Consider the following 21,702-nt stretch of genomic DNA (forward strand, 5'->3'; position numbering starts at 1 on the left):
TAAAAAAAAGCCCCGCGATGTGCACATGCGGGGCTGGTTGTTCATTCGTCGGCGGCATAGCCCTGCGGGGGAAGCTGTCGCTCATCCAGCCAGGCGTGGTTGCCTGCCATGCGCAGACGTCCATCGACGAACCAGCTGATGACCAGCGGATAAATGGCATGTTCCTGGGCCTGAACCCGCGCCGTGATTTCCTCCTCGCTGTCGCCAGCGAAGACCGGCACCTTGGCCTGCAGAATAACCGGCCCACCGTCCAGCTCATCGGTGACGAAGTGCACCGAGGTGCCGTGCTCCTCGTCACCGTTCTCCAGCACCTGACGATGAGTATGCAGGCCAGGATACTTCGGCAGTAGCGAGGGATGGATGTTCAGCAGACGTCCCTGATAGTGGCTGACGAACGCCGGGCTAAGGATACGCATATAGCCTGCCAGCACCACCAGATCCGGGGCGTAGGCGTCGATTTCATGCATCAGCTGACGATCGAACGCTTCCCGGTCGGCAAACTGACTTTGCGCCAGCGCATGGGCCGGGATGCCGGCCAGGCGCGCGCGCTCAAGGCCGAACGCATCAGCCTTGTTACTGAATACCGCACGCAGGGTGCCGTTTATCTGTTTCCGGCCGCAGGCGTCGATGATCGCCTGCAAATTGCTGCCGCTACCGGAAATCAGCACCACGATGTTTTTCATGCAATGACCACACGCTGTTCGGAATCGGAGGCTTTGATATACCCGATTTTCCACGCGTTTTCACCTTTGTCATTCAGCAGGGCAATCGCTTTGTCCGCTTCCGCTGCCGGCAGGGCGATAATCATCCCTACGCCGCAGTTAAAGGTACGGTACATTTCATGCTGGCTGACGTTACCGGCGGTTTGCAGCCAGTTGAAGACGGATGGCCACTGCCACGAGGACTCATCGATGATCGCCTGGGTGTTATCCGGCAGCACGCGCGGAATGTTTTCCCAGAAGCCGCCGCCGGTCAGGTGGGCAATAGCGTGGACGTCAACGCTGGCGATCAGATCAAGCACCGATTTCACATAGATGCGGGTTGGCGCCAGCAGATGGTCGGCCAGCGGTTTACCGTCAAGGTCGGTAGTTTGTGGGTCAACGCCGCTAACCTCAATGATCTTACGCACCAGCGAATAGCCGTTAGAGTGCGGGCCGCTGGACGCCAGCGCCACCAGCACGTCGCCATCGGTCACTTTGCTGCCGTCGATGATTTCTGATTTTTCCACTACCCCGACGCAGAAACCCGCCACGTCGTAATCTTCGCCGTGGTACATCCCGGGCATCTCTGCGGTTTCACCACCGACCAGCGCGCAACCGGACTGCAGGCAGCCTTCGGCGATGCCGTTGATGACGCTGGCTGCGGTATCGACGTCCAGTTTACCGGTGGCGTAATAATCCAGGAAAAACAGCGGCTCAGCGCCCTGAACCACCAGGTCGTTCACGCACATGGCGACCAGGTCGATACCGATGGTGTCGTGACGCTTCAGATCCATTGCCAGACGCAGCTTGGTACCGACGCCGTCGGTGCCGGAGACCAGTACCGGCTCGCGGTATTTCTGCGGCAGTGCGCACAGCGCGCCGAATCCGCCCAGTCCCCCCATCACTTCCGGGCGACGGGTTTTCTTCACCACGCCCTTAATACGGTCGACGAGAGCGTTGCCTGCATCAATATCCACGCCGGCATCTTTATAGCTGAGAGAGGTTTTATCGGTCACTGCGAAGTCTCCACGCGTTTGCGGTAAGCAAGAAAAATCGGCGCAATTCTAACAGGGAAAGCAAACGTTTGCGAGCCTGCTTTACAGTTGGCGTAAAACCGCTGATGAATGGTTAAATTTGATACTGCTCACGAAAATGAAACCGGGTACAGTCTGGTGCTTGCCTCTACGTAAAGGAATCCTCATTATACGACTGAAACCGGTTTCCGTGTTGGTTTGCCACGCATTTTGTCGGTGATTGACGCGGGTCAGGAGAGGGATGAATGAAGATTGCGGCATTTGATATCGGTGGCACCGCGTTAAAGATGGGCGTGATGGCCCGCGACGGCAGGCTGCTGGAAACCGCCAGGCAGTCAATCAATGACAGCGATGGCGATCGGATCTTACAGGCAATGCTGTCGTGGCTGGCGGCCCATCCGTCGTGTGAAGGAATAGCCATCAGCGCGCCGGGCTATATCGATCCGCACAGCGGTCTTATCACCATGGGCGGCGCTATCCGTCGATTTGATAACTTCGCCATGAAATCGTGGCTCGAGACGCGAACCGGGCTGCCGGTCTCGGTGGAAAACGACGCCAACTGTGTGCTGCTGGCCGAGCGCTGGCAGGGCAAAGCGGCGGAGATGGCCAATTTTCTGGTACTCACTATCGGTACTGGCATCGGTGGGGCGATTTTCTGCCAACACCAGCTGATCAACGGGGCGCGTTTTCGTGCCGGCGAATTCGGCTATATGCTTACCGACCGTCCCGGCGGACGCGATCCTCGTCGCTATTCAATGAATGAGAACTGCACTCTGCGGGTGCTGCGCCATCGCTATGCGCAATATATTGGCGCGCCGCTGGATAGCGTGACAGGCGAACTGATTTTCGACCGCTATGACGCCGGCGACCCGGTTTGTCAGCGTCTGGTCGCCGAGTTCTTCAATGGCCTGGGCCATGGCCTTTATAACCTCGTCCATATCTTCGATCCGCAGACCATTTTTATCGGTGGCGGCGTTGTGGAACGCCCAGGATTTCTGACGCTACTGCGCCAGCATCTGGCCTGGTTCGGCATTGCCGACTATCTCGATACCGTCAGTCACGGTAACGATGCCGGCCTGATTGGCGCGGTTTACCATTTTAATCAGCTGTATCGTTCGCCAGACGACGATCGACATTAGGGAGAGACTATGTCCGGATTTAAAGCAGGTTTTCTGTGGGGCGGCGCGGTCGCAGCGCATCAGTTAGAGGGCGGCTGGCAGGAGGGCGGCAAGGGGATCAGCGTGGCGGATGTGATGACCGCCGGCGCCCACGGCGTGCCGCGGGAAATTACCGACGGCGTGGTGGCCGGGAAAAACTACCCGAACCATGAGGCGATCGATTTTTATCATCGTTATCCACAAGACCTGGCGCTGTTTGCCGAGATGGGCTTCAAATGTTTTCGCACCTCGATTGCCTGGACGCGTATTTTCCCGCAGGGCGATGAGCTGGAGCCCAACGAGGCTGGCCTGCAGTTTTATGATGATCTGTTCGACGAATGCCTGAAACACGGCATTGAGCCAGTCATTACGCTGTCGCATTTTGAAATGCCTTATCACCTGGTCACCGAGTACGGCGGCTGGCGCAACCGCAAGCTAATCGACTTTTTCGTGCGCTTTGCCAGGGTCGTCTTCACCCGCTATCAACATAAAGTGAAGTACTGGATGACCTTTAACGAGATCAACAACCAGGCCAACTTCCATGAGGACTTTGCCCCCTTCACCAACTCCGGTTTGAAATATTTGCCGGATGAAGACCGGGAACCGGTGATGTACCAGGCCGCGCACTATGAGCTGGTGGCCAGCGCCCTGGCGGTGAAAGCGGCGCGCGAGATCAACCCGGCGCTGCAGATTGGCTGCATGATCGCTATGTGCCCCATCTATCCGCTGACCTGCGCCCCGGACGATATGATGATGGCGATGAACGCCATGCACCGCCGTTACTGGTTTACCGACGTCCACGTGCGCGGTCGCTATCCGCAGCATCTGCTCAACTATTTTGCCCGCCGCGGCTTTACTCTGGATATCACCGAAGCCGATCGTCAGGCGTTAACCGAGGGCTGTGTCGACTACATTGGCTTTAGCTACTATATGTCGTTCGCTACCAAAGCCACCGAAGACAACCCCTTGCTTGATTATGATGAAACCACCAGCCTGGTCTCCAACCCGTACGTCAAAAAGTCGGACTGGGGCTGGCAGATTGACCCGGTCGGCCTGCGCTATTCGCTGAACTGGTTCTGGGATCACTACCAGCTGCCGCTGTTTATTGTCGAAAACGGCTTTGGCGCGATTGATGTCCGCGAAGCGGACGGCAGCGTCAATGACCAGTATCGTATCGATTATCTCTCCGCCCATATCGCGGAGATGAAAAAGGCGGTGGTCGAGGATGGCGTCGATCTGATGGGCTACACCCCCTGGGGCTGTATCGATCTGGTTTCCGCCGGCACGGGGGAAATGAAAAAACGCTACGGCTTTATTTATGTCGATAAAGATAATGAAGGCAATGGCACGTTGGCACGCAGCCGGAAAAAGTCCTTTGCCTGGTATCAGCAGGTAATTGCCAGCAACGGGGAGAAGCTGTCGTAGTCGGGTGGCGCTAACGCTTAACCGACCTACAATACACGTAGGCCCGCGTAAGCGTATGGACTGCACCCCGCACCCAAGCCGGAGCCTCGCCTCCGGTTTTTTTGTCTCTAAATCACTTTGCTTGATATACGTCAAGCAAGATGGGTATGGCACAATCCGCAAAAAGCGGTATAATCCCGCGATTTTTTTTGTGGCTGCCCCTCAGAGGAGAAAGAGAATGAAGATTGTGGAAGTCAAACACCCACTCGTCAAACACAAGCTAGGCCTGATGCGCGAGCACGACATCAGCACCAAACGCTTCCGTGAACTCGCCTCAGAAGTGGGCAGCTTACTGACTTATGAAGCCACCGCCGATCTGGAGACTGAGAAAGTCACTATTGAAGGCTGGAACGGTCCGGTGGAAGTCGAGCAGATCAAGGGCAAGAAAATTACCGTTGTGCCTATCCTGCGCGCTGGCCTCGGCATGATGGAAGGGGTGCTGGAGCACGTGCCAAGCGCGCGTATCAGCGTGGTCGGTATCTATCGCAATGAAGAAACCCTCGAGCCGGTGCCTTACTTCCAGAAACTGGTGTCTAACATCGATGAACGTATGGCGCTGGTCGTTGACCCGATGCTGGCCACCGGTGGGTCGATGATCGCCACTATCGATCTGCTGAAAAACGCCGGCTGCACCAGCATCAAGGTGCTGGTGCTGGTGGCGGCGCCGGAAGGGATTGCCGCGCTGGAGAAAGCCCACCCGGACGTTGAGCTGTACACCGCCTCTGTCGATAAGGGACTGAACGAGCACGGGTATATCATTCCCGGTCTCGGCGATGCCGGCGACAAGATTTTTGGAACGAAATAAAATATACCGCGAAAAAAGCCGACTTTGAGAGTCGGCTTTTTTTTGAATAAAAGTAATCCACAGCAAATAACAGACGACTCTCAGAGGAATACACTATGACGCGCCGTGCCATCGGGGTGAGTGAAAGACCGCCGCTTTTACAGACAATCCCGCTTAGTTTGCAACATCTGTTCGCCATGTTTGGCGCAACGGTACTGGTGCCTATTCTGTTCCACATTAACCCGGCCACCGTCCTGCTGTTCAACGGCATCGGTACGCTGTTGTACCTCTTTATCTGTAAAGGCAAAATTCCCGCTTATCTGGGATCAAGCTTCGCTTTTATCTCCCCGGTGCTGCTGCTGTTGCCGCTGGGCTACGAAGTGGCGCTGGGCGGCTTTATTATGTGCGGCGTGCTGTTCTGCCTCGTCTCCTTTATTGTCAAAAAAGCCGGTACCGGCTGGCTGGATGTGATGTTCCCGCCGGCGGCGATGGGCGCCATCGTGGCGGTTATCGGCCTCGAACTGGCGGGCGTGGCGGCTAATATGGCCGGGCTGCTGCCGGCCGACGGCCAGTCACCGGACAGTAAAACCATTATTATCTCGATGGTGACCCTGGCGGTGACGGTGTTCGGATCCGTGCTGTTCCGCGGCTTCCTGGCGATTATTCCGATCCTGATCGGCGTGCTGGTGGGCTATGCGCTGTCGTTTGTGATGGGCGTGGTCGATACCACCCCGATCGCCGAGGCGCACTGGTTCGCGCTGCCGACTTTCTACACTCCGCGCTTTGAGTGGTTTGCTATCTTCACCATACTGCCCGCCGCGCTGGTGGTGATTGCCGAGCACGTGGGGCATCTGGTGGTGACCGCCAATATCGTTAAGCGCGATCTGATCCGCGACCCGGGCCTGCATCGTTCGATGTTTGCCAACGGCCTGTCGACGATCGTTTCCGGCTTCTTCGGTTCGACGCCCAACACTACCTACGGTGAAAATATCGGCGTGATGGCGATTACCCGGGTCTACAGCACCTGGGTAATCGGCGGCGCGGCGATCATTGCGATTCTGCTCTCCTGCGTCGGCAAACTGGCGGCGGCTATCCAGATCATCCCGGTGCCGGTGATGGGCGGCGTTTCCCTGCTGCTGTACGGGGTGATCGGCGCCTCGGGGATCCGCGTACTGATTGAATCGAAGGTGGATTACAGTAAAGCGCAGAATCTGATCCTCACCTCCGTGATCCTGATCATCGGCGTTAGCGGCGCTAAAGTGCACATTGGCGCCGCCGAGCTGAAAGGGATGGCGCTGGCGACTATCGTGGGCATCGCCCTCAGCCTGATTTTCAAGCTTATCAGCGTCCTGCGTCCGGAAGAGGTGGTCCTCGACGCGGCGGATAGCGAAGAGTTTAAATAACGATCGCCTGACCGGGCGGCGATCCCGCCCGGTTCTCTCCTGACCTAAATCTGTGGTAAACTCTTCGCGTTTTTCTGTAAGCCTATGTTGAGGTCCATCTGAACGCACCGGCACAGCTCTCTTTGCCACTGTATCTTCCTGACGACGAAACCTTCGCGAGTTTCTGGCCGGGTGATAATCCTTCCCTACTTGCCGCCCTCCAGAACGTACTGCGCCAGGAACACAGCGGGTACATTTATATCTGGTCACGTGAAGGGGCAGGTCGTAGCCACCTGTTACACGCCGCCTGCGCGGAGCTTTCCCAGCGCGGGGATGCGGTAGGCTACGTGCCGCTGGATAAACGGACGTGGTTTGTGCCCGAGGTGCTGGAGGGGATGGAACAGCTGGCGCTGGTGTGCATCGATAACATCGAGTGCGTCGCCGGCGATGAGCCCTGGGAGATGGCCATCTTTAATCTCTATAACCGGATCCTGGAATCAGGCAAAACCCGGCTGCTGATCACCGGCGATCGGCCGCCGCGGCAGCTGAATCTTGGCCTGCCGGATCTGGCCTCACGGCTGGACTGGGGGCAGATCTATAAGCTGCAGCCGCTGTCGGATGAAGACAAACTGCAGGCGCTGCAGCTGCGCGCCAGACTGCGCGGCTTCGAGATGCCGGAAGATGTGTGCCGCTTCCTGCTGAAGCGGCTGGATCGCGAGATGCGTTCGCTGTTTATGACCCTCGATCAGCTGGATCATGCCTCGATTACCGCTCAGCGCAAGCTGACGATCCCCTTCGTGAAAGAGATCCTTAAGCTTTAGTCCGCCAGGGGAGTCAGCTCCTGCTCCGTCAGCCCGGTCAACCGGGCGACCAGGTCGCGCGGAAGGCCGCTGTGCAGCATAGCGACAGCGATGCGCTGCGCCTCTTCTTTCCGTCCTTCCTGACGGCCTTGCGCCAGGCCCCGCTCCAGCCCCTGTTGTTCCAGATATTCCGCAATCGTCATCAACGTCTCCTTATGCTGCGGCGTACGTAACGCCAGCTCGCGAATGAATTTAATCGGCTCGCGCGTGTTGCCTGCCTGTACCAGATAGTGCATCAGGGCTTGTACCTGCGATTCCGTCGCCAGTCCAGTCAATAATAATTCGCTCAGCTTGTCGAGGAGCTGCGCCAGATCGCGTTGTCGAATATGTTTTTGCAGTAACTCCAGCGTTGCCATGCGCTGGTGGGTGGCAATCTCGTCATCCGGAATGACGGTTATGTCCGCCAGCGGAAACGCCCCGTGATAAAGGTGGCCGGCCAGCTCCGGAGCGACGAATTCATCGAGCCAGCGCAGAGAGAACGGATAGGGGCTCACCAGACCGTGGTAGAAGAGAACAGGGATCACCAGCGGCAGGCGATCGTGGCCGGCATCGAGATGGCGCTGCATGGCGGCGATGGCGTAGCGCATCAGACGAAAGGCCATATGCCGGTCGGGCGTGCTCTGGTGTTCGATAAGCGCATAAATATAACCGTCGCCCGCCGTGGTTTTCAGGGAATACAAAATGTCGGCGTAAAAGGGACGCAGATCGTCTTCGACAAAATGTCCGGACTCGAGATGCAGCGTACGCAGATCGCACACTTTAAGCAGCGTCTCGGGCAGATACAGTTGCAGGAAATCACGGGCGGTATCGGGATGGGAGAGGTAGGTCTTAAACACGGCGTCATGGGGCGTGGAGGTCGGCTTTTTCATGTTCATCCGTCCAGTGGATTGAGCGATGGATGAACAGTAGCACCGTCCGGCGGGCGGGAGATATTGGCGTGAAAGATCTGGAATCGCCCACGTAAAAAAAAGCGCCGCGCAAACGCGGCGCGGGTGAGTTAGCTTACGATCTCAAGAACCTGTTCCGGCGGGCGGCCAATACGCGCCTGGCCGCGGCTGACGACGATAGGGCGCTCGATGAGTTTCGGATTGTCGACCATCGCCTGTATCAGCGCCGCGTTGCTGAGAGCCGGGTCGGCCAGATTGAGCGATTTATACAGATCCTCTTTCTGGCGCATGAGCTCGCGGGGGCTCTCCATACCCAGCAGCTGCAGCAGCTGGCGCAGCGTCCCGGCATCCGGTGGCGTCTCAAGATAAAGCACCACCTCAGGATCGATGCCGCGACTCTGCAGCAGGCTCAGCGTTTCGCGGCTCTTGGAGCAGCGTGGGTTATGGTAAATTTTTACCGCGTCGGTCATGGGGTCTCCTTACATTTTTTGATAGGGACGGAAGCGAGCCTGCAGATCGCGTAGCTGATCGATACGGGCATCGTAACGTGCCTGCTGCAGGCTACCCAGTTTCACCTGCGAGCTGGCGCTGCTGAGCAGGGAAATCGCCTGCTCCAGCTGGCCGACCAGCGCCATGCTTTCAGCCCGCGCCGCCAGCTCCTGATCGCGATTGCCCAGCGCGCCTTCCGCCTGGGCCAGCAGGTCCCAGCCGTTGCCATCCTCTTTATAGGTAAAGGTATACCGGTTCAGAATGGTCGCCGCTTCCCCGGGCTGCCCGCCCTGCAGCAGGGCGTTGGCCAGGTTCAGCTGCAGCACCGGATTAGTACGCAGCTCGCGGGCGTTTTTAAGGCGATTGATGGCGTCGCTGGTTTTCTTCTGTCCGAGGTCGATATCAGTGGCCAGATCGAGATACCAGGCATTTTGCGGGTCGGCGTTGAGCAGCGGCTGCAGCGTTTTGCGTGCCTGGTCAAAGTTGTTGCTTTCCATCGCCAGCAGAGCGCGACCATACTGGGCGGCATGCTGTTGGCGGATATTGCCTTTATCCCAGGCGTTCAGCAGATCGGTGCCCAGCTTGTTGTCGCCGTTGGTGTACATCCCGAGGGTACGCGCCTTCGCCAGATAGAAGTCCGCCGAGGACTGTACCACCACCGGGCGCATCTGGTTGGCGCGGTTACGGGCATCGGCCAGTCGGCTTTCCGGCAGGGGGTGGGTGAGCAGCATTTCTGGCGGTCGCGTCGAGTAGCGCGACTCGTCAAGCAGTTTACCCATAAACATCGGCATAGCCTGCGGGTCGAAACCCGAGCGCTGCAGAACCTGAATGCCAATCCGGTCGGCCTCTTCTTCGTTCTGGCGAGTGAAGCTGATCATACCCTGCTGAGTACCGGCCAGCGTCCCGGTCAGGGCCGCCATTCCGGCCTGCGGGCTGGCCATCGCCAGCAGAATCGAACCCAGGGCACCGACCCAGGTCAGCGGCGCATTGCGTTTCTGATCTTCCATCGCGCGGGCGAGATGCCGCTGCGTCACGTGGGAGATTTCGTGCGCCATGACAGAGGCCAGTTCGCTCTCGTTATCAGAGTAGCGGAACAGGGCGGAGTGGAGGACCACATTGCCGCCGAAGAAGGCGAAGGCGTTGATCTGGTCGTTATTAATCAAATAGAAGTGGAACGGGGTACGCACCGAGTTGGCGTGAGCCACCAGACGCATACCCAGCCCGTTGATATATTGCACCAGCAGAGGGTCGTTGATCAGCGGCGCGCTACCGCGCAGTTGGCGGACGTAGTAATCCCCCATCTGCATTTCCTGACCGATTGACAGCGTGCTTCCTGCGGAGGTTCCCATGTCCGGCAGGGTATCTGCGGAGTCAGCAAAAGCAGGACCTATCGAACCCAGCGTCAGCGACGCGATCGCGGTCGCCACCAGCGTTTTCTTCAACTGCCTGAACATAACCTCTGTCCTGTAATGTGGGTGTGCCAGTTTGACCGATTGTGCGGCGTAATGTTCCCTGGCCGCATCCCAGCGAGTTTAGCTGGCGTTGGCCGCCTTGAAAATATGTTCTTCATGGCGGAGAACGGTTTGACTGCGGCGCATCAAAAAGCGAAGTCTTTTTTGTGACATTTCGATACAATTCCCCGGATTGTCGCCGCTTGGCCCTTCAGGGAAGGTTTTATGCTTGAGATGTTAATGCAGTGGTACCGCCGTCGATTCAGCGACCCTGAGGCGATAGCGCTGCTGGTTATTTTGCTTGCCGGTTTCGGCATTATGTTCTTTTTCAGCGGCCTGCTGGCCCCGTTGCTGGTGGCTATCGTGCTGGCGTATCTGCTGGAGTGGCCGACCGTTCGTCTGGAGCGCATCGGTCTGTCGCGCACCTGGGCCACCTCGCTGGTGCTGATCCTCTTTGTGGGCATCCTGCTGTTGCTGGCCTTTGTGGTGCTGCCGGTAGCCTGGCAGCAAGGGATCTACCTCATCCGCGATATGCCGGGCATGCTAAATAAGCTCTCTGATTTCGCCGCCACGCTGCCGCGGCGCTATCCGGCGTTAATGGATGCCGGCATTATCGATGCGATGGCGGAAAATATGCGCACCCGGATGCTGACGGTGGGCGACTCGGTGGTTAAGTACTCTCTGGCTTCGCTGGTGGGGTTACTCACCCTGGCGGTCTATCTGGTGCTGGTGCCGCTGATGGTCTTCTTCCTGCTGAAGGATAAAGAGCAGATGCTCAACGCGGTGCGCCGCGTTCTGCCGCGCAATCGCGGGCTTGCTGGGCAGGTGTGGAAAGAGATGAACCAGCAGATCACCAACTACATTCGCGGCAAGGTGCTGGAGATGATTGTCGTCAGCGTCGCCACCTGGATAGGCTTTATCCTCTTTGGCCTCAACTACTCGTTGCTGCTGGCGGTGCTGGTCGGCTTCTCGGTGCTGATCCCCTATATCGGCGCGTTTGTGGTGACCATTCCGGTGGTGGGGGTGGCGCTGTTTCAGTTTGGCGCTGGCACCGAGTTCTGGAGCCTGTTTGCGGTCTATCTGATTATTCAGGGGCTGGACGGTAACCTGCTGGTTCCGGTGCTATTCTCGGAAGCGGTCAATTTACACCCGCTGGTAATTATCCTGTCGGTGGTGATCTTTGGCGGACTGTGGGGATTCTGGGGCGTCTTCTTCGCCATTCCGCTGGCCACGCTGATTAAAGCAGTGGTGCATGCCTGGCCGGATGGTTTGGCGGTCGACGACTAAGGCAATGAGAATAAAAAAAGACGCCGGGCGAGGGCTTCCTCTCCCGGCGTCTTGCTTTGCATCAGGCGTTTTCTTTCAGCCAGTTCAGCACCACGTCGTGGTGATTGCTGGTTTTAAAATCATCAAAGACGTGTTCGATTTTGCCATCGGCATCAATGAGGAAACTAATCCGGTGGATCCCGTCGTAGGTTTTCCCCATAAAGGATTTTTCGCCCCAGACGCCAAACTGCTCGCAAACCTGATGGTTTTCATCAGACAGCAGCGTAAAGTTCAGCAGCTCTTTTTCGGCGAAACGGGAGAGTTTTTCCGGTTTATCAGTGCTGATGCCCAGCACTTCAACGCCGGCTTTTTTCAGGTCGTCCATATTATCGCGCAAGCCGCACGCCTGGACGGTGCAGCCCGGGGTCATGGCTTTCGGGTAAAAATAAACCAGGACACGTTGTCCCTGGAAGTCGGTTAAATTTACTTCCTCGCCGTCCTGGTCCGGTAAGCTAAATTTCGGTGCGATATCACCGGCTTTCAGTGGGGTCATGGGTTAAACTCCATCCTGTTCATCATGCTGTGAATAATTAACGATGTTAATACTGCCTTGTGCGTTCAGTTCTGTACATAGGGCTTTGAACGCTTGTTCGATATTTGCTGCATTTTGCGTCGCAGGACTGTGGGCAGTTATCTGGATAAAAAGCTGCGCGGAATCGCCGTCTCCCGGCTGCGTGCGGGACACCAGCTCCGCAATATTCATATTCCATGTATCGCACAGGGCAGTAAAGCGCTCGATGATATGCGGTGAGTCCGGCACCTCAACCTGGACCCAAACGGTGTTTGGCATGGCCTGCGGTGGGCGCGCAGTGGTGCGTTTCATCACGATCAACAGCTCCAGCTCCGCGCCTTTCAGCGGCAGCGTTGATTCGATCAGGTTAATCGCATTCCACGACCCGGAAAGCAGCATGATAAACGTAAACTCATCACCGAGCATGGCCAGCCGGCTGTCTTCGATATTACAACCGCAGCTGCTGACGTGGCGAGTGATCGTATTCACGATGCCGGGACGGTCAGCCCCCAGGGCGGTAATAACCAGATAGTGTTGTAATGAGGCTGTCAAACCTGTTCTTCCTTTAAAAAGGTGAGGTAACATTAGGAAAGCATAAAAAAAACCGCCATACAACATCCCTGATGGCGTCGGGTCTCTTGCTTTTATTACAGCTCCAAACGTAACATTGAGAATCTTGTCGCACTTCTGCTCTGAGGATGGCCCATGTTCACGGGAAGTATTGTAGCGCTTGTCACGCCGATGGATGAAAACGGTAATGTCTGCCGGACAAGCCTGAAAAAACTGATTGATTACCATGTCGCCAACGGAACCTCGGCGATCGTTTCGGTAGGGACTACCGGTGAATCCGCAACGCTGAGCCATGAAGAGCATGGCGACGTGGTGATGATGACGCTGGAGCTGGCCGACGGGCGTATTCCGGTTATCGCTGGAACGGGAGCCAATGCAACCGCAGAGGCGATTAGCCTGACCAAACGTTTTAACGACAGCGGTGTTGTTGGCTGCCTGACGGTCACTCCTTATTATAACCGTCCGACCCAGGAAGGCCTGTTCCAGCACTTTAAAGCTATCGCCGAACATACTGACCTGCCGCAAATTCTGTATAATGTGCCGTCCCGTACCGGTTGCGATATGCTGCCGGAAACCGTTGGCCGTCTGGCGGAAATTAAAAATATTGTCGGTATTAAGGAAGCAACAGGGAACTTAAGTCGCGTTCACCAGATCAAAGAGCTGGTTTCAGACGACTTTATTCTGCTGAGCGGTGACGATGCGACCGGTATGGACTTCATGCAGCTCGGCGGCGTAGGCGTGATTTCTGTTACGGCCAACGTGGCGGCGCGCGAAATGGCCGACATGTGCCGTCTGGCGCTGGCGGGTCAATTTGCCGAAGCTCGTGCGATTAACCAGCGTCTGATGCCACTGCATACAAAATTATTTGTCGAACCCAATCCTATCCCGGTGAAATGGGGATGCAAGGCGTTGGGTCTTGTGGCGACCGATACGCTGCGCTTGCCGATGACGCCTATCACCGATCATGGTCGTGAAGCCGTCACTGCCGCGCTGAAGCATGCCGGTTTGCTGTAAAGTTTAGGGAGATTTGATGGCTTACTCAGTACAGAAGTCGCGCCTGGCGAAGGTTGCGGGTGTTTCGCTGGTTCTACTCCTCGCGGCCTGTAGTTCCGACTCGCGCTATAAGCGTCAGGTGAGCGGTGATGAGGCCTATTTACAGGCATCACCGTTGAGCGAACTTCACGCGCCGGCGGGGATGATCCTGCCGATTCAGGTGGGTGATTACAATATTCCGGTGGCTAACAGCACCGGCGCGGTCGGTAAAGCGCTGGACATTCGTCCGCCGGCGCAGCCGCTGGCGCTGGTGAGCGGTGCGCGGACCCAGTTTAACGGCGATACCGCGACGCTGATGGTCGAGAACGGCCGCAGCGGTTCGCTGTGGGCACAGGTCACCAGTATTCTTCAGGCGAAGAACTACGTTATCGCCAAGCGCGATGATGCGAGCCAGACGCTGAACACCGACTGGGTTGAGTGGAACCGTCTTGATGAAGATCAGCAGTATCGCGGTCGTTATCAAATCTCCGTCAAACCGCAGGGTTATCAGCAAGCGGTGGTCGTTAAGCTGGTGAATCTGGAGCAGGCGGGTAAACCGGTTGCCGATCCGGCGTCTCTGCAGCGCTACAGCACCGCTATGCTGAACGTCATTTCGGAAGGCCTTGACATGAATGCCACCAGCGCCCAGAACGCCGCCCAGCGCAGCGCGGGGGCCACCTTCGACGTGCAGAGCGCCGCCGACGATACCGGCCTGCCGATGCTCGTAGTTCGCGCGCCGTTTAACCTGGTGTGGCAGCGTCTGCCTGGCGCCCTCGAGAAAGTGGGGATGAAAGTGACCGACAGCACGCGCTCTCAGGGCAGCATGGCGCTGACCTATAAGCCGCTGTCTGACAGCAGCTGGCAGGAGCTGGGCGCACGTGACCCGCAGCTGGTCTCCGGCGACTACAAACTGCAGGTCGGCGACCTCGATAACCGCAGTAGCCTGCAGTTTATCGACCCGAAAGGCCACACCCTGACGCAGTCGCAAAATGACGCCCTGGTAGCCGTATTCCAGGCCGCATTTAACAAGTAATCAAAAGGGCTGGAGCAATCCGGCCCTTTTAATATATAGTGACGCAAACGTGTGCGTATATACATCATCCTTCAAATTGCCTCTTTGTTGGCCGCCTTCGTTCACCCCAGTCACTTACTTTTGTAAGCTCCTGGGGATTCGCTCAGTTGCCGCCTCGATGCACTTTGAATGATTTTGTGTATAGGTGGAAACGTATTTTTAGGCTCAATATCACTGGAGTAGTGAAAGATGAAAAAGCAAGCTGAGTTGTATCGTGGTAAGGCGAAGACAGTATACAGCACCGATAATCCGGACCTGCTGGTACTGGAATTCCGTAACGATACGTCAGCAGGTGATGGCGCGCGCATCGAGCAGTTCGATCGTAAGGGCATGGTGAACAACAAATTCAACCATTTCATTATGAGTAAACTGGCAGAAGCGGGCATCCCTACCCAGATGGAAGCGCTGCTCTCCGATACCGAATGTCTGGTGAAAAAACTGGATATGGTGCCGGTAGAGTGCGTGGTGCGTAACCGTGCGGCAGGCTCGCTGGTAAAACGTTTAGGCATTGAAGAAGGTATCGAGCTGAATCCGCCGCTGTTCGACCTGTTCCTGAAAAACGATGCTATGCACGATCCGATGGTCAACGACTCCTACTGCGAAACCTTCGGCTGGGTGAGTAAAGAGAATCTGGCGCGGATGCGCGAGCTGACCTACAAAGCCAACGACGTGCTGAAAAAACTGTTCGATGACGCCGGTCTGATTCTGGTGGACTTTAAGCTGGAGTTTGGTCTGTTCAAAGGCGAAGTGGTGCTGGGCGACGAGTTTTCGCCGGACGGCAGCCGCCTGTGGGATAAAAACACCCTCGATAAAATGGACAAAGACCGCTTCCGCCAGAGCCTTGGCGGCCTGATCGAAGCCTACGAAGAAGTGGCTCACCGCCTGGGCGTTAAGCTCGACTAACCCGCCCGCCGCCAGAAGATGGCCTCATCTTCTGGCGTCTCTTGCTGTTTCCTGTGGTAATCCTGCGCTGAACCGCCTACGATCTCTGCTATTGATACATAACAGGGAATGAGGTGCTTATGCGCTGGCAAGGGCGTCGCGAAAGCGACAATGTTGAAGATCGACGTGGACAATCAGGCTCGCCGTTTGGCGGCGGCGGGGGCGGCGGCTTCCGTCTGCCGAGCGGGAAGGGCGGCATTGTACTGCTGATTATTGTGCTGGTGGCGGGCTACTACGGCGTGGATTTGACCGGCATGTTGACCGGCGAACCGATGCCGCAGCAGCAGACCTCCACGCAGCGCTCCATCAGTCCGAAAGACGATGAAGCGGCGAAGTTTACTTCCGTCATTCTGGCTACCACCGAAGATACCTGGGGGCCGATCTTTGAAAAGATGGGCCGCCAGTACCCGCAGCCAAAGCTGGTGCTCTACCGCGGCGCGACCCGTACCGGCTGCGGCACCGGTCAGTCGGTGATGGGCCCCTTCTATTGTCCTGCCGACAGTACGGTCTATATCGACCTGTCATTCTACGATGAGATGAAAAATAAACTGGGCGCCGACGGCGACTTTGCCCAGGGGTACGTCATTGCTCATGAAGTGGGTCATCACGTACAAAAACTGCTGGGCATTGAGCCGAAGGTCCGCCAGCAACAGCAGCATGCCACGCAGGCCGAAGCCAACCGCCTGTCGGTTAAGATGGAGCTGCAGGCAGACTGCTTCGCCGGCGTCTGGGGTCATAATATGCAGCAGCAGGATATTCTGGAAACTGGCGATCTGCAGGAGGCGCTGAACGCCGCCGAGGCCATCGGCGACGATCGTCTACAGCAGCAGAGCCAGGGACGCGTGGTGCCGGACAGTTTTACCCACGGCACCTCGAAACAGCGCTACACCTGGTTCAAACGCGGTTTCGATAGCGGCGATCCGGCGCAGTGCAATACCTTCGGCAGCGCGCTGTAATCGTCCCCCATGATGGACGCGCTGCTTAACCTCACCGCGCAAATGGCGCGGGAGGGGATCCGTCGCCTGCTGGTGCTCAGCGGCGATGAGAGCTGGACGCTGCAGCAGGCGCAGGCGCTACGGGAGAGGCTCGGCGGCGATGGCCTGTGGGTTGGCCCCGAGCCGGTTTCTGCGCCCTGCGTGGCGCCCGGCGCGCTGAAAACGCTGCTGGGGCGGGAAGTGATGCACGCCTTTTTCGATGCCCGGCGCGGGTTTGATGTGGCCGCCATGGCGGCCCTGAGCGGCACGCTGCGGGCGGGAAGCTGGCTGGTGCTGCTGACGCCCCCCTTCGCCGACTGGCCGACCCGGGCGGATGAGGACTCTCTGCGCTGGAGCGATACGCCTGACCCTATCGTTACCCCTAACTTTGTTCACCGCTGCTGTCGGCAGTTTATCGCCGATCCGGAGGTGTTGCTCTGGCGGCAGTCGGACCGGCCACGTTTCCCGCTGGCCGCCCCGCGTCCCGACTGGCATCCCGCCGATGGCCGCCCGCAGGCCGAGCAGGCGGCAATCCTTGAGCAACTGATACGCCTGCCGCCCGGTATCGCGGCGGTGACGGCGGAGCGTGGACGGGGGAAGTCCGCGCTGGCGGGCATGCTCCTGCGCCAGCTTGGGGGCGAGGCCATCGTCACCGCCCCAACGCGTAGCGCTGTCGAGGTGCTGGCCAGCTTTGCCGGGGAGACGTTGCGCTTTATGGCGCCCGATGCGCTGCTGGCGTCGAAAGAAAAGGCGGCGTGGCTGATAGTCGATGAGGCCGCGGCTATCCCGGCTCCGCTTCTCCGGCAACTGGTGAGCCGTTTTCCCCGCACGCTACTCACCACGACGGTGCAAGGGTACGAGGGCACCGGTCGCGGGTTCCTGCTGAAATTTTGCGCCAGTCTGCCCCATCTGCAATCGTTCACCCTGAACGCCCCGATCCGCTGGGCGGCGGGCTGTCCGCTGGAGTCAGCCATCAGTCAGTTGCTTATCTTTAACGATGAGGCATTTCGCGACGCGCCGATGGGGGAGCTAGCCCTGGAGGCGGTCAATCAGTCCTGCTGGCAAACGCAGCCAGCGCTACCGGAGGCGATGTACCAGCTATTGTCCGGGGCGCATTACCGAACTTCCCCGCTCGATCTGCGGCGCATGATGGATGCTCCGGGCCAGGCTTTCCGCTGCGCTCGCGCCGGCGGCGCGGTAGCGGGCGCCCTGTGGCTGGTGGCCGAGGGGGGACTTTCTCGCGAACTGAGCCGGGCGGTATGGGCGGGTTTTCGCCGGCCGCGCGGGAATCTGGTCGCCCAGTCGCTGGCGGCGCACGGCGGCAGTCCCCTGGCGGCGACGCTGCGCGGGCTGCGGGTCAGTCGGATCGCTGTCCATCCCACCCGCCAGCGGGAAGGCCTGGGGCGGAAGATGATCGCCGATATCGCCGCCGATGCCGCTGGCTATGACTATCTCTCCGTCAGCTTCGGCTATACCGCTGAGCTGTGGCGCTTCTGGCAACGCTGCGGGTTTACCCTCGTACGGCTGGGTACCCATCGCGAGGCCAGCAGCGGCTGCTATACGGCGATGGCCCTCTATCCGTTGACCGCGGCAGGGCGCCAGCTGGCGCAGCGGGAGGCGCAGCGGCTGCAGCGCGATGAATACTGGCTTCGCCCGTGGCGAGAGGAATCCGCGCCGCTGCCGGCCGTCGCAGACGCTATGCTTAGTGATGAGGACTGGCTGGAAGCGGCGAGCTTTGCCTTCGCCCACCGCCCGCTGGCCGCGGCGCTGGGCTGCCTCAACCGCCTACTGATGCAGGCCGACATGCCGTTGCCGGCCCTGCGGGGACGACTGCAGGGCAAAGAGGAGGCCGCACTCTGCGCCGTGCTGCAGCTGACGGGGCGTAAAGCCTTGCAGGCGAGATGGCGTCGGGAGGCCGCTGACGCCTTGCGCTTCCTTGATGCAGCGCGCGCTGATGCGCTGCGTCAGCAGGTGGCGCATCTGCAATTTTTTTAACTAACTCATTCAGTTAAATGGCATGGTCATATCTGGCGAGCGGCGTACACTGCCCGCAAACACTAAGGAGACAGCCATGAAACACGATCATTTTATTGTTCAAAGTCCTGCGACGCCTGCGCAACAGCTGTTGCTGCTGTTTCATGGCGTAGGGGATAACCCGGTCTCCATGGGGCAAATCGGCAGCTGGTTCGCGCCGCAGTTTCCCGATGCGCTGATCGTCAGCATTGGCGGTGTGGAACCTTGCGGCCCCAACGGTCGGCAGTGGTTTTCGCTGCAGGGGGTGACGGAAGAGAATCGTCAGCAGCGCGTCGACGCCATTATGCCGACCTTTATTGAAATTGTACGCTACTGGCAGGAGAAAAGCGGCGTCAGTCCACTGGCCACCGCGCTGATCGGTTTCTCTCAGGGGGCGATTATGTCGCTGGAGAGTATCAAAGCGGCGCCGGATCTGGCTTCGCGGGTCATCGCCTTTAATGGCCGCTATGCGACGCTGCCGGAGACGGCAACGACGGCCACTACCATTCACCTGATCCACGGTGGTGAAGATCGGGTTATCGACCTGGCGTGGGCGGTGTCGGCCGAGGAGGCGTTACAGCAGGCGGGCGGCGACGTGACCTTAGATATTGTCGACGATCTCGGGCATGCCATTGACGATCGCAGTATGCAGTTGGCGATCGAGCGTCTGCGTTATACCGTGCCGAAGCACTATTTTGATGAGGCGCTGAGCGGCAGTACGCCAAAAGGGGATGATATCATCGAAATGCTGTAACCCCGGTGAGCGGGGTTACAGGCGGGCGGTACCGCGATAAAGGCAAACTTACGGTTTCTTCGACTGGTCGTGCTTCGGCCAGTCGTCGTCGTCGTCCCATTTATCGTTAAAATCACGGTGCGGCGGCAGATCGGGTTTGTTGTTGAGGAATTTTTTGTGGTCAACGCGATTCAGATCTTTAATCACGTTGATAATTACCCCCACCAAAAAGACCAGCACCAGAATCCACCAGTGTTTAATAAGCCATTCCATGCGCGCTTCCTCTTTACGTCAATTCGTCAGGCGACCAGCTGTTCCATGACGCGTTGATACATCCGCGCCAGCAGCTGCAGGTCGGCGGCGTTCACACATTCATTAATTTTGTGAATCGTTGCGTTTACGGGGCCCAGCTCAACCACCTGCGCCCCCATGCGCGCGATAAACCGTCCGTCTGAGGTGCCGCCGTTGGTTAACAGCTGCGGTTTGATCTCATTATAGTGCTCAATCGCGTTGACGACCGCATCCACCAGCTTGCCCTGTCCGGTGAGGAACGGCTGGCCGGAGAGCCACCACTCCACGCTGTAACGCAGCTGGTATTTTTCCAGCAGGGCGATCACCCGGGATTTGATCATCTCGTCCGTCAGCTCCGTACTGAAGCGGAAGTTGAACTGGACGAACATATCGCCGGGGATCACGTTATTGCTGCCGGTGCCGGACTGCACGTTGGCGATCTGCATGCTGGTCGGCGGGAAGAACTCATTGCCTTTATCCCACTCGATATTGACCAGTTCCGCCAGCATCGGCGCCGCGCGGTGGACAGGGTTATCGGCAAGGTGCGGATAGGCGACATGGCCCTGCACGCCGTGAATAGTCAGGTTGCAGGTCAGCGAGCCGCGGCGGCCGTTCTTCACCACATCGCCGACCACTTCGGTACTGGAAGGTTCGCCGACCAGACAATAGTCCAGACGCTCGTTACGCGCCATCAGCGTCTCCACCACTTTGACGGTGCCGTTTTTGGCGCTGGCCTCTTCATCAGAGGTGATCAAAAACGCCAGTCGGCCCCTGTGGTTCGGGTACTGCGCGACAAAACGCTCTGCGGCAACCACCATCGCCGCCAGCGAGCCTTTCATATCCGCCGCTCCGCGGCCAAACAGCATCCCGTCACGGATGGTCGGTTCGAACGGGGGATTGATCCAGCGGTCGGCGTCGCCTGCCGGGACTACGTCGGTGTGGCCGGCGAAGGCCAGCGTCTCGCCGTGGCCGCGCCAGGCCCAGAAATTCTGCGTATCGCCGAAATCCATCGGTTCAACGGTAAAGCCGATCGCACGCAGGCGTTCAATCATTAACGCCTGGCATCCCGCATCATCGGGGCTAAGGGAAGGGCGGCGAATAAGCTGCTGAGCCAGCTCAATGACCGGGCAAGACATAGACTATACCTCGTTAAACTGCTGATAACTTGCTTCACTAAAACCCAGCAGCATAGGACGACCGGGCGCGCAGAGCAATGGGCGTTTGATAATTGCCGGCATTTCCAGCATCAATGCGGCAGCGGCGTCGGCATTATCGATGCTGTTGCGCAGCGACTCGTCGAGTTTGCGCCAGGTGGTGCCACGGGTGTTCAGCAGCGCCTGCCAGCCCAGCTCGGCAATAAAGGTATCCAGTTGCGCGCGCTCAAGGCCATCGGCGCGGTAATCATGGAAGCGATACTCAATCTGATGCGCTTCCAGCCAGCGGCGGGCTTTTTTAATGGTATCGCAGTTTTTAATTCCGTACATGGTGAGCATAGATAAACCTTTTACATTCAATTAAGCGGTTAACTCAGATATTTCCGAATATATAAGTCTTACTGAAATAATACGTGATTCAGATGAATAAATATAACTTTTTACCGGGGATCTCATTCGATATATCGGGTGGTTAAATGTTGGCCACCTGTGGGCATGATGTGAGGGCTTTAACATTATTGCAAAAATGTTGTCTGAGGTTGCTCTACGTCACATTATGTTTACATACGAAGCGGCATAGTAGCGACAACCAGAGGTTTTATCTCTGTCAGCGGTCCATAAGACAATCAGAGCAATAGGGGAGCACAACTTCCCATCGGTAATGAAGTTATATAGAATCGACCATAATAATAAGAGAGGCTATTATGATTGAACATGAACTGGGGAACTGGAAAGACTTTATTGAAGGCATGCTTCGTAAATAAATTTCCGCAATGTGAGCAGGGGTATAACGCGAAATAAATAAGCGCGCTAGGGTTCTGAACACATAAAGAAGGCGACCACCGTGGTCGCCTTTTCTGTTATTACGCCTCGCC

At 57.7% G+C, this 21,702-nt stretch carries 24 protein-coding genes; 14 read left to right on the plus strand and 10 right to left on the minus strand.

All coding sequences use genetic code 11. The features are described 5' to 3' along the window. Positions 1 to 41 precede the first annotated feature (41 nt). Together purN and purM are read right to left on the minus strand one after the other, a co-directional pair. Positions 42 to 683 carry a phosphoribosylglycinamide formyltransferase gene (gene purN / locus OHJ17_RS06580; RefSeq protein WP_004145656.1) on the minus strand — a complete coding sequence of 214 codons (642 nt, stop codon included), beginning with the start codon at positions 681 to 683 and terminating at the stop codon, positions 42 to 44. Beyond that, complete coding sequence (gene purM, locus OHJ17_RS06585) at positions 680 to 1,717, minus strand: phosphoribosylformylglycinamidine cyclo-ligase (RefSeq protein ID WP_002913836.1); 1,038 nt, start codon at positions 1,715 to 1,717, stop codon at positions 680 to 682. Before purM ends, purN begins: the two co-directional genes overlap by 4 nt. 263 nt (positions 1,718 to 1,980) lie before the next feature. Between purM and bglK the strand changes: the two genes are divergently transcribed. From bglK to OHJ17_RS06610, 5 genes are all read left to right on the plus strand, one after another. Continuing rightward, complete coding sequence (gene bglK / locus OHJ17_RS06590; RefSeq protein ID WP_023285416.1) at positions 1,981 to 2,874, plus strand: beta-glucoside kinase BglK; 894 nt, start codon at positions 1,981 to 1,983, stop codon at positions 2,872 to 2,874. Positions 2,875 to 2,883: 9 nt separating this feature from the next. Beyond that, a complete protein-coding gene (locus tag OHJ17_RS06595) occupies positions 2,884 to 4,317 on the plus strand; it encodes a 6-phospho-beta-glucosidase (RefSeq protein WP_002913829.1) in 1,434 nt (477 codons plus the stop codon). A 217-nt stretch (positions 4,318 to 4,534) separates the two neighbouring features. Then, on the plus strand, positions 4,535 to 5,161 hold the full coding sequence (upp, locus tag OHJ17_RS06600) for a uracil phosphoribosyltransferase (RefSeq protein ID WP_002913827.1): 627 nt from the start codon (positions 4,535 to 4,537) through the stop codon (positions 5,159 to 5,161). A gap of 95 nt (positions 5,162 to 5,256) precedes the next feature. Beyond that, positions 5,257 to 6,543, plus strand: coding sequence for a uracil permease (gene uraA / locus OHJ17_RS06605; protein ID WP_002913824.1), 1,287 nt, complete (start codon positions 5,257 to 5,259; stop codon positions 6,541 to 6,543). Positions 6,544 to 6,641: 98 nt separating this feature from the next. Further along, a complete protein-coding gene (locus OHJ17_RS06610; RefSeq protein WP_020947395.1) occupies positions 6,642 to 7,343 on the plus strand; it encodes a DnaA inactivator Hda in 702 nt (233 codons plus the stop codon). On the opposite strand, the gene OHJ17_RS06615 is transcribed toward OHJ17_RS06610, so the two are convergent. From OHJ17_RS06615 to bepA, 3 genes are all read right to left on the minus strand, one after another. Beyond that, positions 7,340 to 8,251 carry an Rpn family recombination-promoting nuclease/putative transposase gene (locus OHJ17_RS06615; protein ID WP_002913812.1) on the minus strand — a complete coding sequence of 304 codons (912 nt, stop codon included), beginning with the start codon at positions 8,249 to 8,251 and terminating at the stop codon, positions 7,340 to 7,342. The two genes, OHJ17_RS06610 and OHJ17_RS06615, sit on opposite strands and share 4 nt — an antisense overlap. 128 nt (positions 8,252 to 8,379) lie before the next feature. After that, positions 8,380 to 8,739 carry an arsenate reductase (glutaredoxin) gene (gene arsC, locus OHJ17_RS06620; protein ID WP_002913810.1) on the minus strand — a complete coding sequence of 120 codons (360 nt, stop codon included), beginning with the start codon at positions 8,737 to 8,739 and terminating at the stop codon, positions 8,380 to 8,382. 9 nt (positions 8,740 to 8,748) lie between these two features. After that, a complete protein-coding gene (bepA, locus tag OHJ17_RS06625; RefSeq protein WP_002913807.1) occupies positions 8,749 to 10,212 on the minus strand; it encodes a beta-barrel assembly-enhancing protease in 1,464 nt (487 codons plus the stop codon). A 51-nt stretch (positions 10,213 to 10,263) separates the two neighbouring features. Between bepA and OHJ17_RS06630 the strand changes: the two genes are divergently transcribed. Continuing rightward, the gene (locus tag OHJ17_RS06630) at positions 10,264 to 10,380 is read left to right on the plus strand and encodes a hypothetical protein (protein WP_004221267.1); all 117 of its coding nucleotides are present in this window, start codon (positions 10,264 to 10,266) and stop codon (positions 10,378 to 10,380) included. Between the two features lie 54 nt (positions 10,381 to 10,434). After that, positions 10,435 to 11,496: an AI-2E family transporter gene (locus OHJ17_RS06635; RefSeq protein WP_002913806.1), complete on the plus strand. Its 1,062-nt coding sequence runs from the start codon at positions 10,435 to 10,437 to the stop codon at positions 11,494 to 11,496. 61 nt (positions 11,497 to 11,557) lie between these two features. Here OHJ17_RS06635 and bcp read toward each other — a convergent pair whose 3' ends face one another. Together bcp and OHJ17_RS06645 are read right to left on the minus strand one after the other, a co-directional pair. Continuing rightward, positions 11,558 to 12,028, minus strand: a complete 471-nt coding sequence (gene bcp, locus OHJ17_RS06640) for a thioredoxin-dependent thiol peroxidase (protein WP_002913805.1) — start codon at positions 12,026 to 12,028, stop codon at positions 11,558 to 11,560. A 3-nt stretch (positions 12,029 to 12,031) separates the two neighbouring features. Then, positions 12,032 to 12,598 (minus strand): glycine cleavage system transcriptional repressor, encoded by a 567-nt coding sequence (locus tag OHJ17_RS06645; protein WP_002913804.1) that lies wholly within the window; start codon positions 12,596 to 12,598, stop codon positions 12,032 to 12,034. 153 nt (positions 12,599 to 12,751) lie between these two features. Here OHJ17_RS06645 and dapA point away from each other — a divergent pair, with 153 nt between their 5' ends. The 6 genes from dapA (at position 12,752) to ypfH (ending at position 19,403) form a co-directional block, all read left to right on the plus strand. Continuing rightward, on the plus strand, positions 12,752 to 13,630 hold the full coding sequence (gene dapA, locus OHJ17_RS06650) for a 4-hydroxy-tetrahydrodipicolinate synthase (RefSeq protein ID WP_002913803.1): 879 nt from the start codon (positions 12,752 to 12,754) through the stop codon (positions 13,628 to 13,630). A 16-nt stretch (positions 13,631 to 13,646) separates the two neighbouring features. After that, entirely contained in the window at positions 13,647 to 14,681 is a 1,035-nt protein-coding gene (gene bamC / locus OHJ17_RS06655; RefSeq protein WP_004149279.1) for an outer membrane protein assembly factor BamC, read from the plus strand. A 228-nt stretch (positions 14,682 to 14,909) separates the two neighbouring features. After that, positions 14,910 to 15,623, plus strand: a complete 714-nt coding sequence (gene purC, locus OHJ17_RS06660) for a phosphoribosylaminoimidazolesuccinocarboxamide synthase (RefSeq protein WP_002913801.1) — start codon at positions 14,910 to 14,912, stop codon at positions 15,621 to 15,623. 119 nt (positions 15,624 to 15,742) lie between these two features. Next, positions 15,743 to 16,618, plus strand: coding sequence for a KPN_02809 family neutral zinc metallopeptidase (locus OHJ17_RS06665; protein WP_002913800.1), 876 nt, complete (start codon positions 15,743 to 15,745; stop codon positions 16,616 to 16,618). 9 nt (positions 16,619 to 16,627) lie between these two features. Next, a complete protein-coding gene (locus OHJ17_RS06670) occupies positions 16,628 to 18,631 on the plus strand; it encodes a tRNA(Met) cytidine acetyltransferase TmcA (protein ID WP_032420342.1) in 2,004 nt (667 codons plus the stop codon). A gap of 76 nt (positions 18,632 to 18,707) precedes the next feature. Then, the gene (gene ypfH / locus OHJ17_RS06675; RefSeq protein WP_032433419.1) at positions 18,708 to 19,403 is read left to right on the plus strand and encodes an esterase; all 696 of its coding nucleotides are present in this window, start codon (positions 18,708 to 18,710) and stop codon (positions 19,401 to 19,403) included. A 48-nt stretch (positions 19,404 to 19,451) separates the two neighbouring features. Here the strand turns inward: ypfH and OHJ17_RS06680 are convergent, their stop codons facing one another. From OHJ17_RS06680 to OHJ17_RS06690, 3 genes are read right to left on the minus strand one after another with little or no spacing between them, the layout of a single operon-like run. After that, entirely contained in the window at positions 19,452 to 19,655 is a 204-nt protein-coding gene (locus OHJ17_RS06680) for a YpfN family protein (RefSeq protein WP_002913768.1), read from the minus strand. A 26-nt stretch (positions 19,656 to 19,681) separates the two neighbouring features. Continuing rightward, positions 19,682 to 20,809 carry a succinyl-diaminopimelate desuccinylase gene (gene dapE / locus OHJ17_RS06685; RefSeq protein ID WP_032433417.1) on the minus strand — a complete coding sequence of 376 codons (1,128 nt, stop codon included), beginning with the start codon at positions 20,807 to 20,809 and terminating at the stop codon, positions 19,682 to 19,684. Between the two features lie 3 nt (positions 20,810 to 20,812). Then, positions 20,813 to 21,166, minus strand: a complete 354-nt coding sequence (locus tag OHJ17_RS06690; protein ID WP_002913764.1) for an ArsC family reductase — start codon at positions 21,164 to 21,166, stop codon at positions 20,813 to 20,815. Between the two features lie 365 nt (positions 21,167 to 21,531). Between OHJ17_RS06690 and ypfM the strand changes: the two genes are divergently transcribed. Continuing rightward, positions 21,532 to 21,591, plus strand: a complete 60-nt coding sequence (ypfM, locus tag OHJ17_RS06695; RefSeq protein ID WP_100181659.1) for a protein YpfM — start codon at positions 21,532 to 21,534, stop codon at positions 21,589 to 21,591. Positions 21,592 to 21,702: the final 111 nt, after the last annotated feature.

It is taken from the genome of Klebsiella sp. KP20-425-1 (assembly GCF_025813515.1).
GTDB classification, from domain to species: domain Bacteria; phylum Pseudomonadota; class Gammaproteobacteria; order Enterobacterales; family Enterobacteriaceae; genus Klebsiella; species Klebsiella pneumoniae.

Bases quoted from the DNA above. Each gene is read 5' to 3' on its own strand.
- purN (WP_004145656.1), bottom strand. From the start codon at position 683: ATGAAAAACATCGTGGTGCTGATTTCCGGTAGCGGCAGCAATTTGCAG.
- bglK (WP_023285416.1), top strand. From the start codon at position 1,981: ATGAAGATTGCGGCATTTGATATCGGTGGCACCGCGTTAAAGATGGGC.
- OHJ17_RS06595 (WP_002913829.1), top strand. From the start codon at position 2,884: ATGTCCGGATTTAAAGCAGGTTTTCTGTGGGGCGGCGCGGTCGCAGCG.
- upp (WP_002913827.1), top strand. From the start codon at position 4,535: ATGAAGATTGTGGAAGTCAAACACCCACTCGTCAAACACAAGCTAGGC.
- uraA (WP_002913824.1), top strand. From the start codon at position 5,257: ATGACGCGCCGTGCCATCGGGGTGAGTGAAAGACCGCCGCTTTTACAG.
- OHJ17_RS06615 (WP_002913812.1), bottom strand. From the start codon at position 8,251: ATGAAAAAGCCGACCTCCACGCCCCATGACGCCGTGTTTAAGACCTAC.
- arsC (WP_002913810.1), bottom strand. From the start codon at position 8,739: ATGACCGACGCGGTAAAAATTTACCATAACCCACGCTGCTCCAAGAGC.
- bepA (WP_002913807.1), bottom strand. From the start codon at position 10,212: ATGTTCAGGCAGTTGAAGAAAACGCTGGTGGCGACCGCGATCGCGTCG.
- OHJ17_RS06630 (WP_004221267.1), top strand. From the start codon at position 10,264: ATGTTCCCTGGCCGCATCCCAGCGAGTTTAGCTGGCGTTGGCCGCCTT.
- OHJ17_RS06635 (WP_002913806.1), top strand. From the start codon at position 10,435: ATGCTTGAGATGTTAATGCAGTGGTACCGCCGTCGATTCAGCGACCCT.
- bcp (WP_002913805.1), bottom strand. From the start codon at position 12,028: ATGACCCCACTGAAAGCCGGTGATATCGCACCGAAATTTAGCTTACCG.
- dapA (WP_002913803.1), top strand. From the start codon at position 12,752: ATGTTCACGGGAAGTATTGTAGCGCTTGTCACGCCGATGGATGAAAAC.
- bamC (WP_004149279.1), top strand. From the start codon at position 13,647: ATGGCTTACTCAGTACAGAAGTCGCGCCTGGCGAAGGTTGCGGGTGTT.
- purC (WP_002913801.1), top strand. From the start codon at position 14,910: ATGAAAAAGCAAGCTGAGTTGTATCGTGGTAAGGCGAAGACAGTATAC.
- OHJ17_RS06665 (WP_002913800.1), top strand. From the start codon at position 15,743: ATGCGCTGGCAAGGGCGTCGCGAAAGCGACAATGTTGAAGATCGACGT.
- OHJ17_RS06670 (WP_032420342.1), top strand. From the start codon at position 16,628: ATGATGGACGCGCTGCTTAACCTCACCGCGCAAATGGCGCGGGAGGGG.
- ypfH (WP_032433419.1), top strand. From the start codon at position 18,708: ATGAAACACGATCATTTTATTGTTCAAAGTCCTGCGACGCCTGCGCAA.
- OHJ17_RS06680 (WP_002913768.1), bottom strand. From the start codon at position 19,655: ATGGAATGGCTTATTAAACACTGGTGGATTCTGGTGCTGGTCTTTTTG.
- dapE (WP_032433417.1), bottom strand. From the start codon at position 20,809: ATGTCTTGCCCGGTCATTGAGCTGGCTCAGCAGCTTATTCGCCGCCCT.
- OHJ17_RS06690 (WP_002913764.1), bottom strand. From the start codon at position 21,166: ATGCTCACCATGTACGGAATTAAAAACTGCGATACCATTAAAAAAGCC.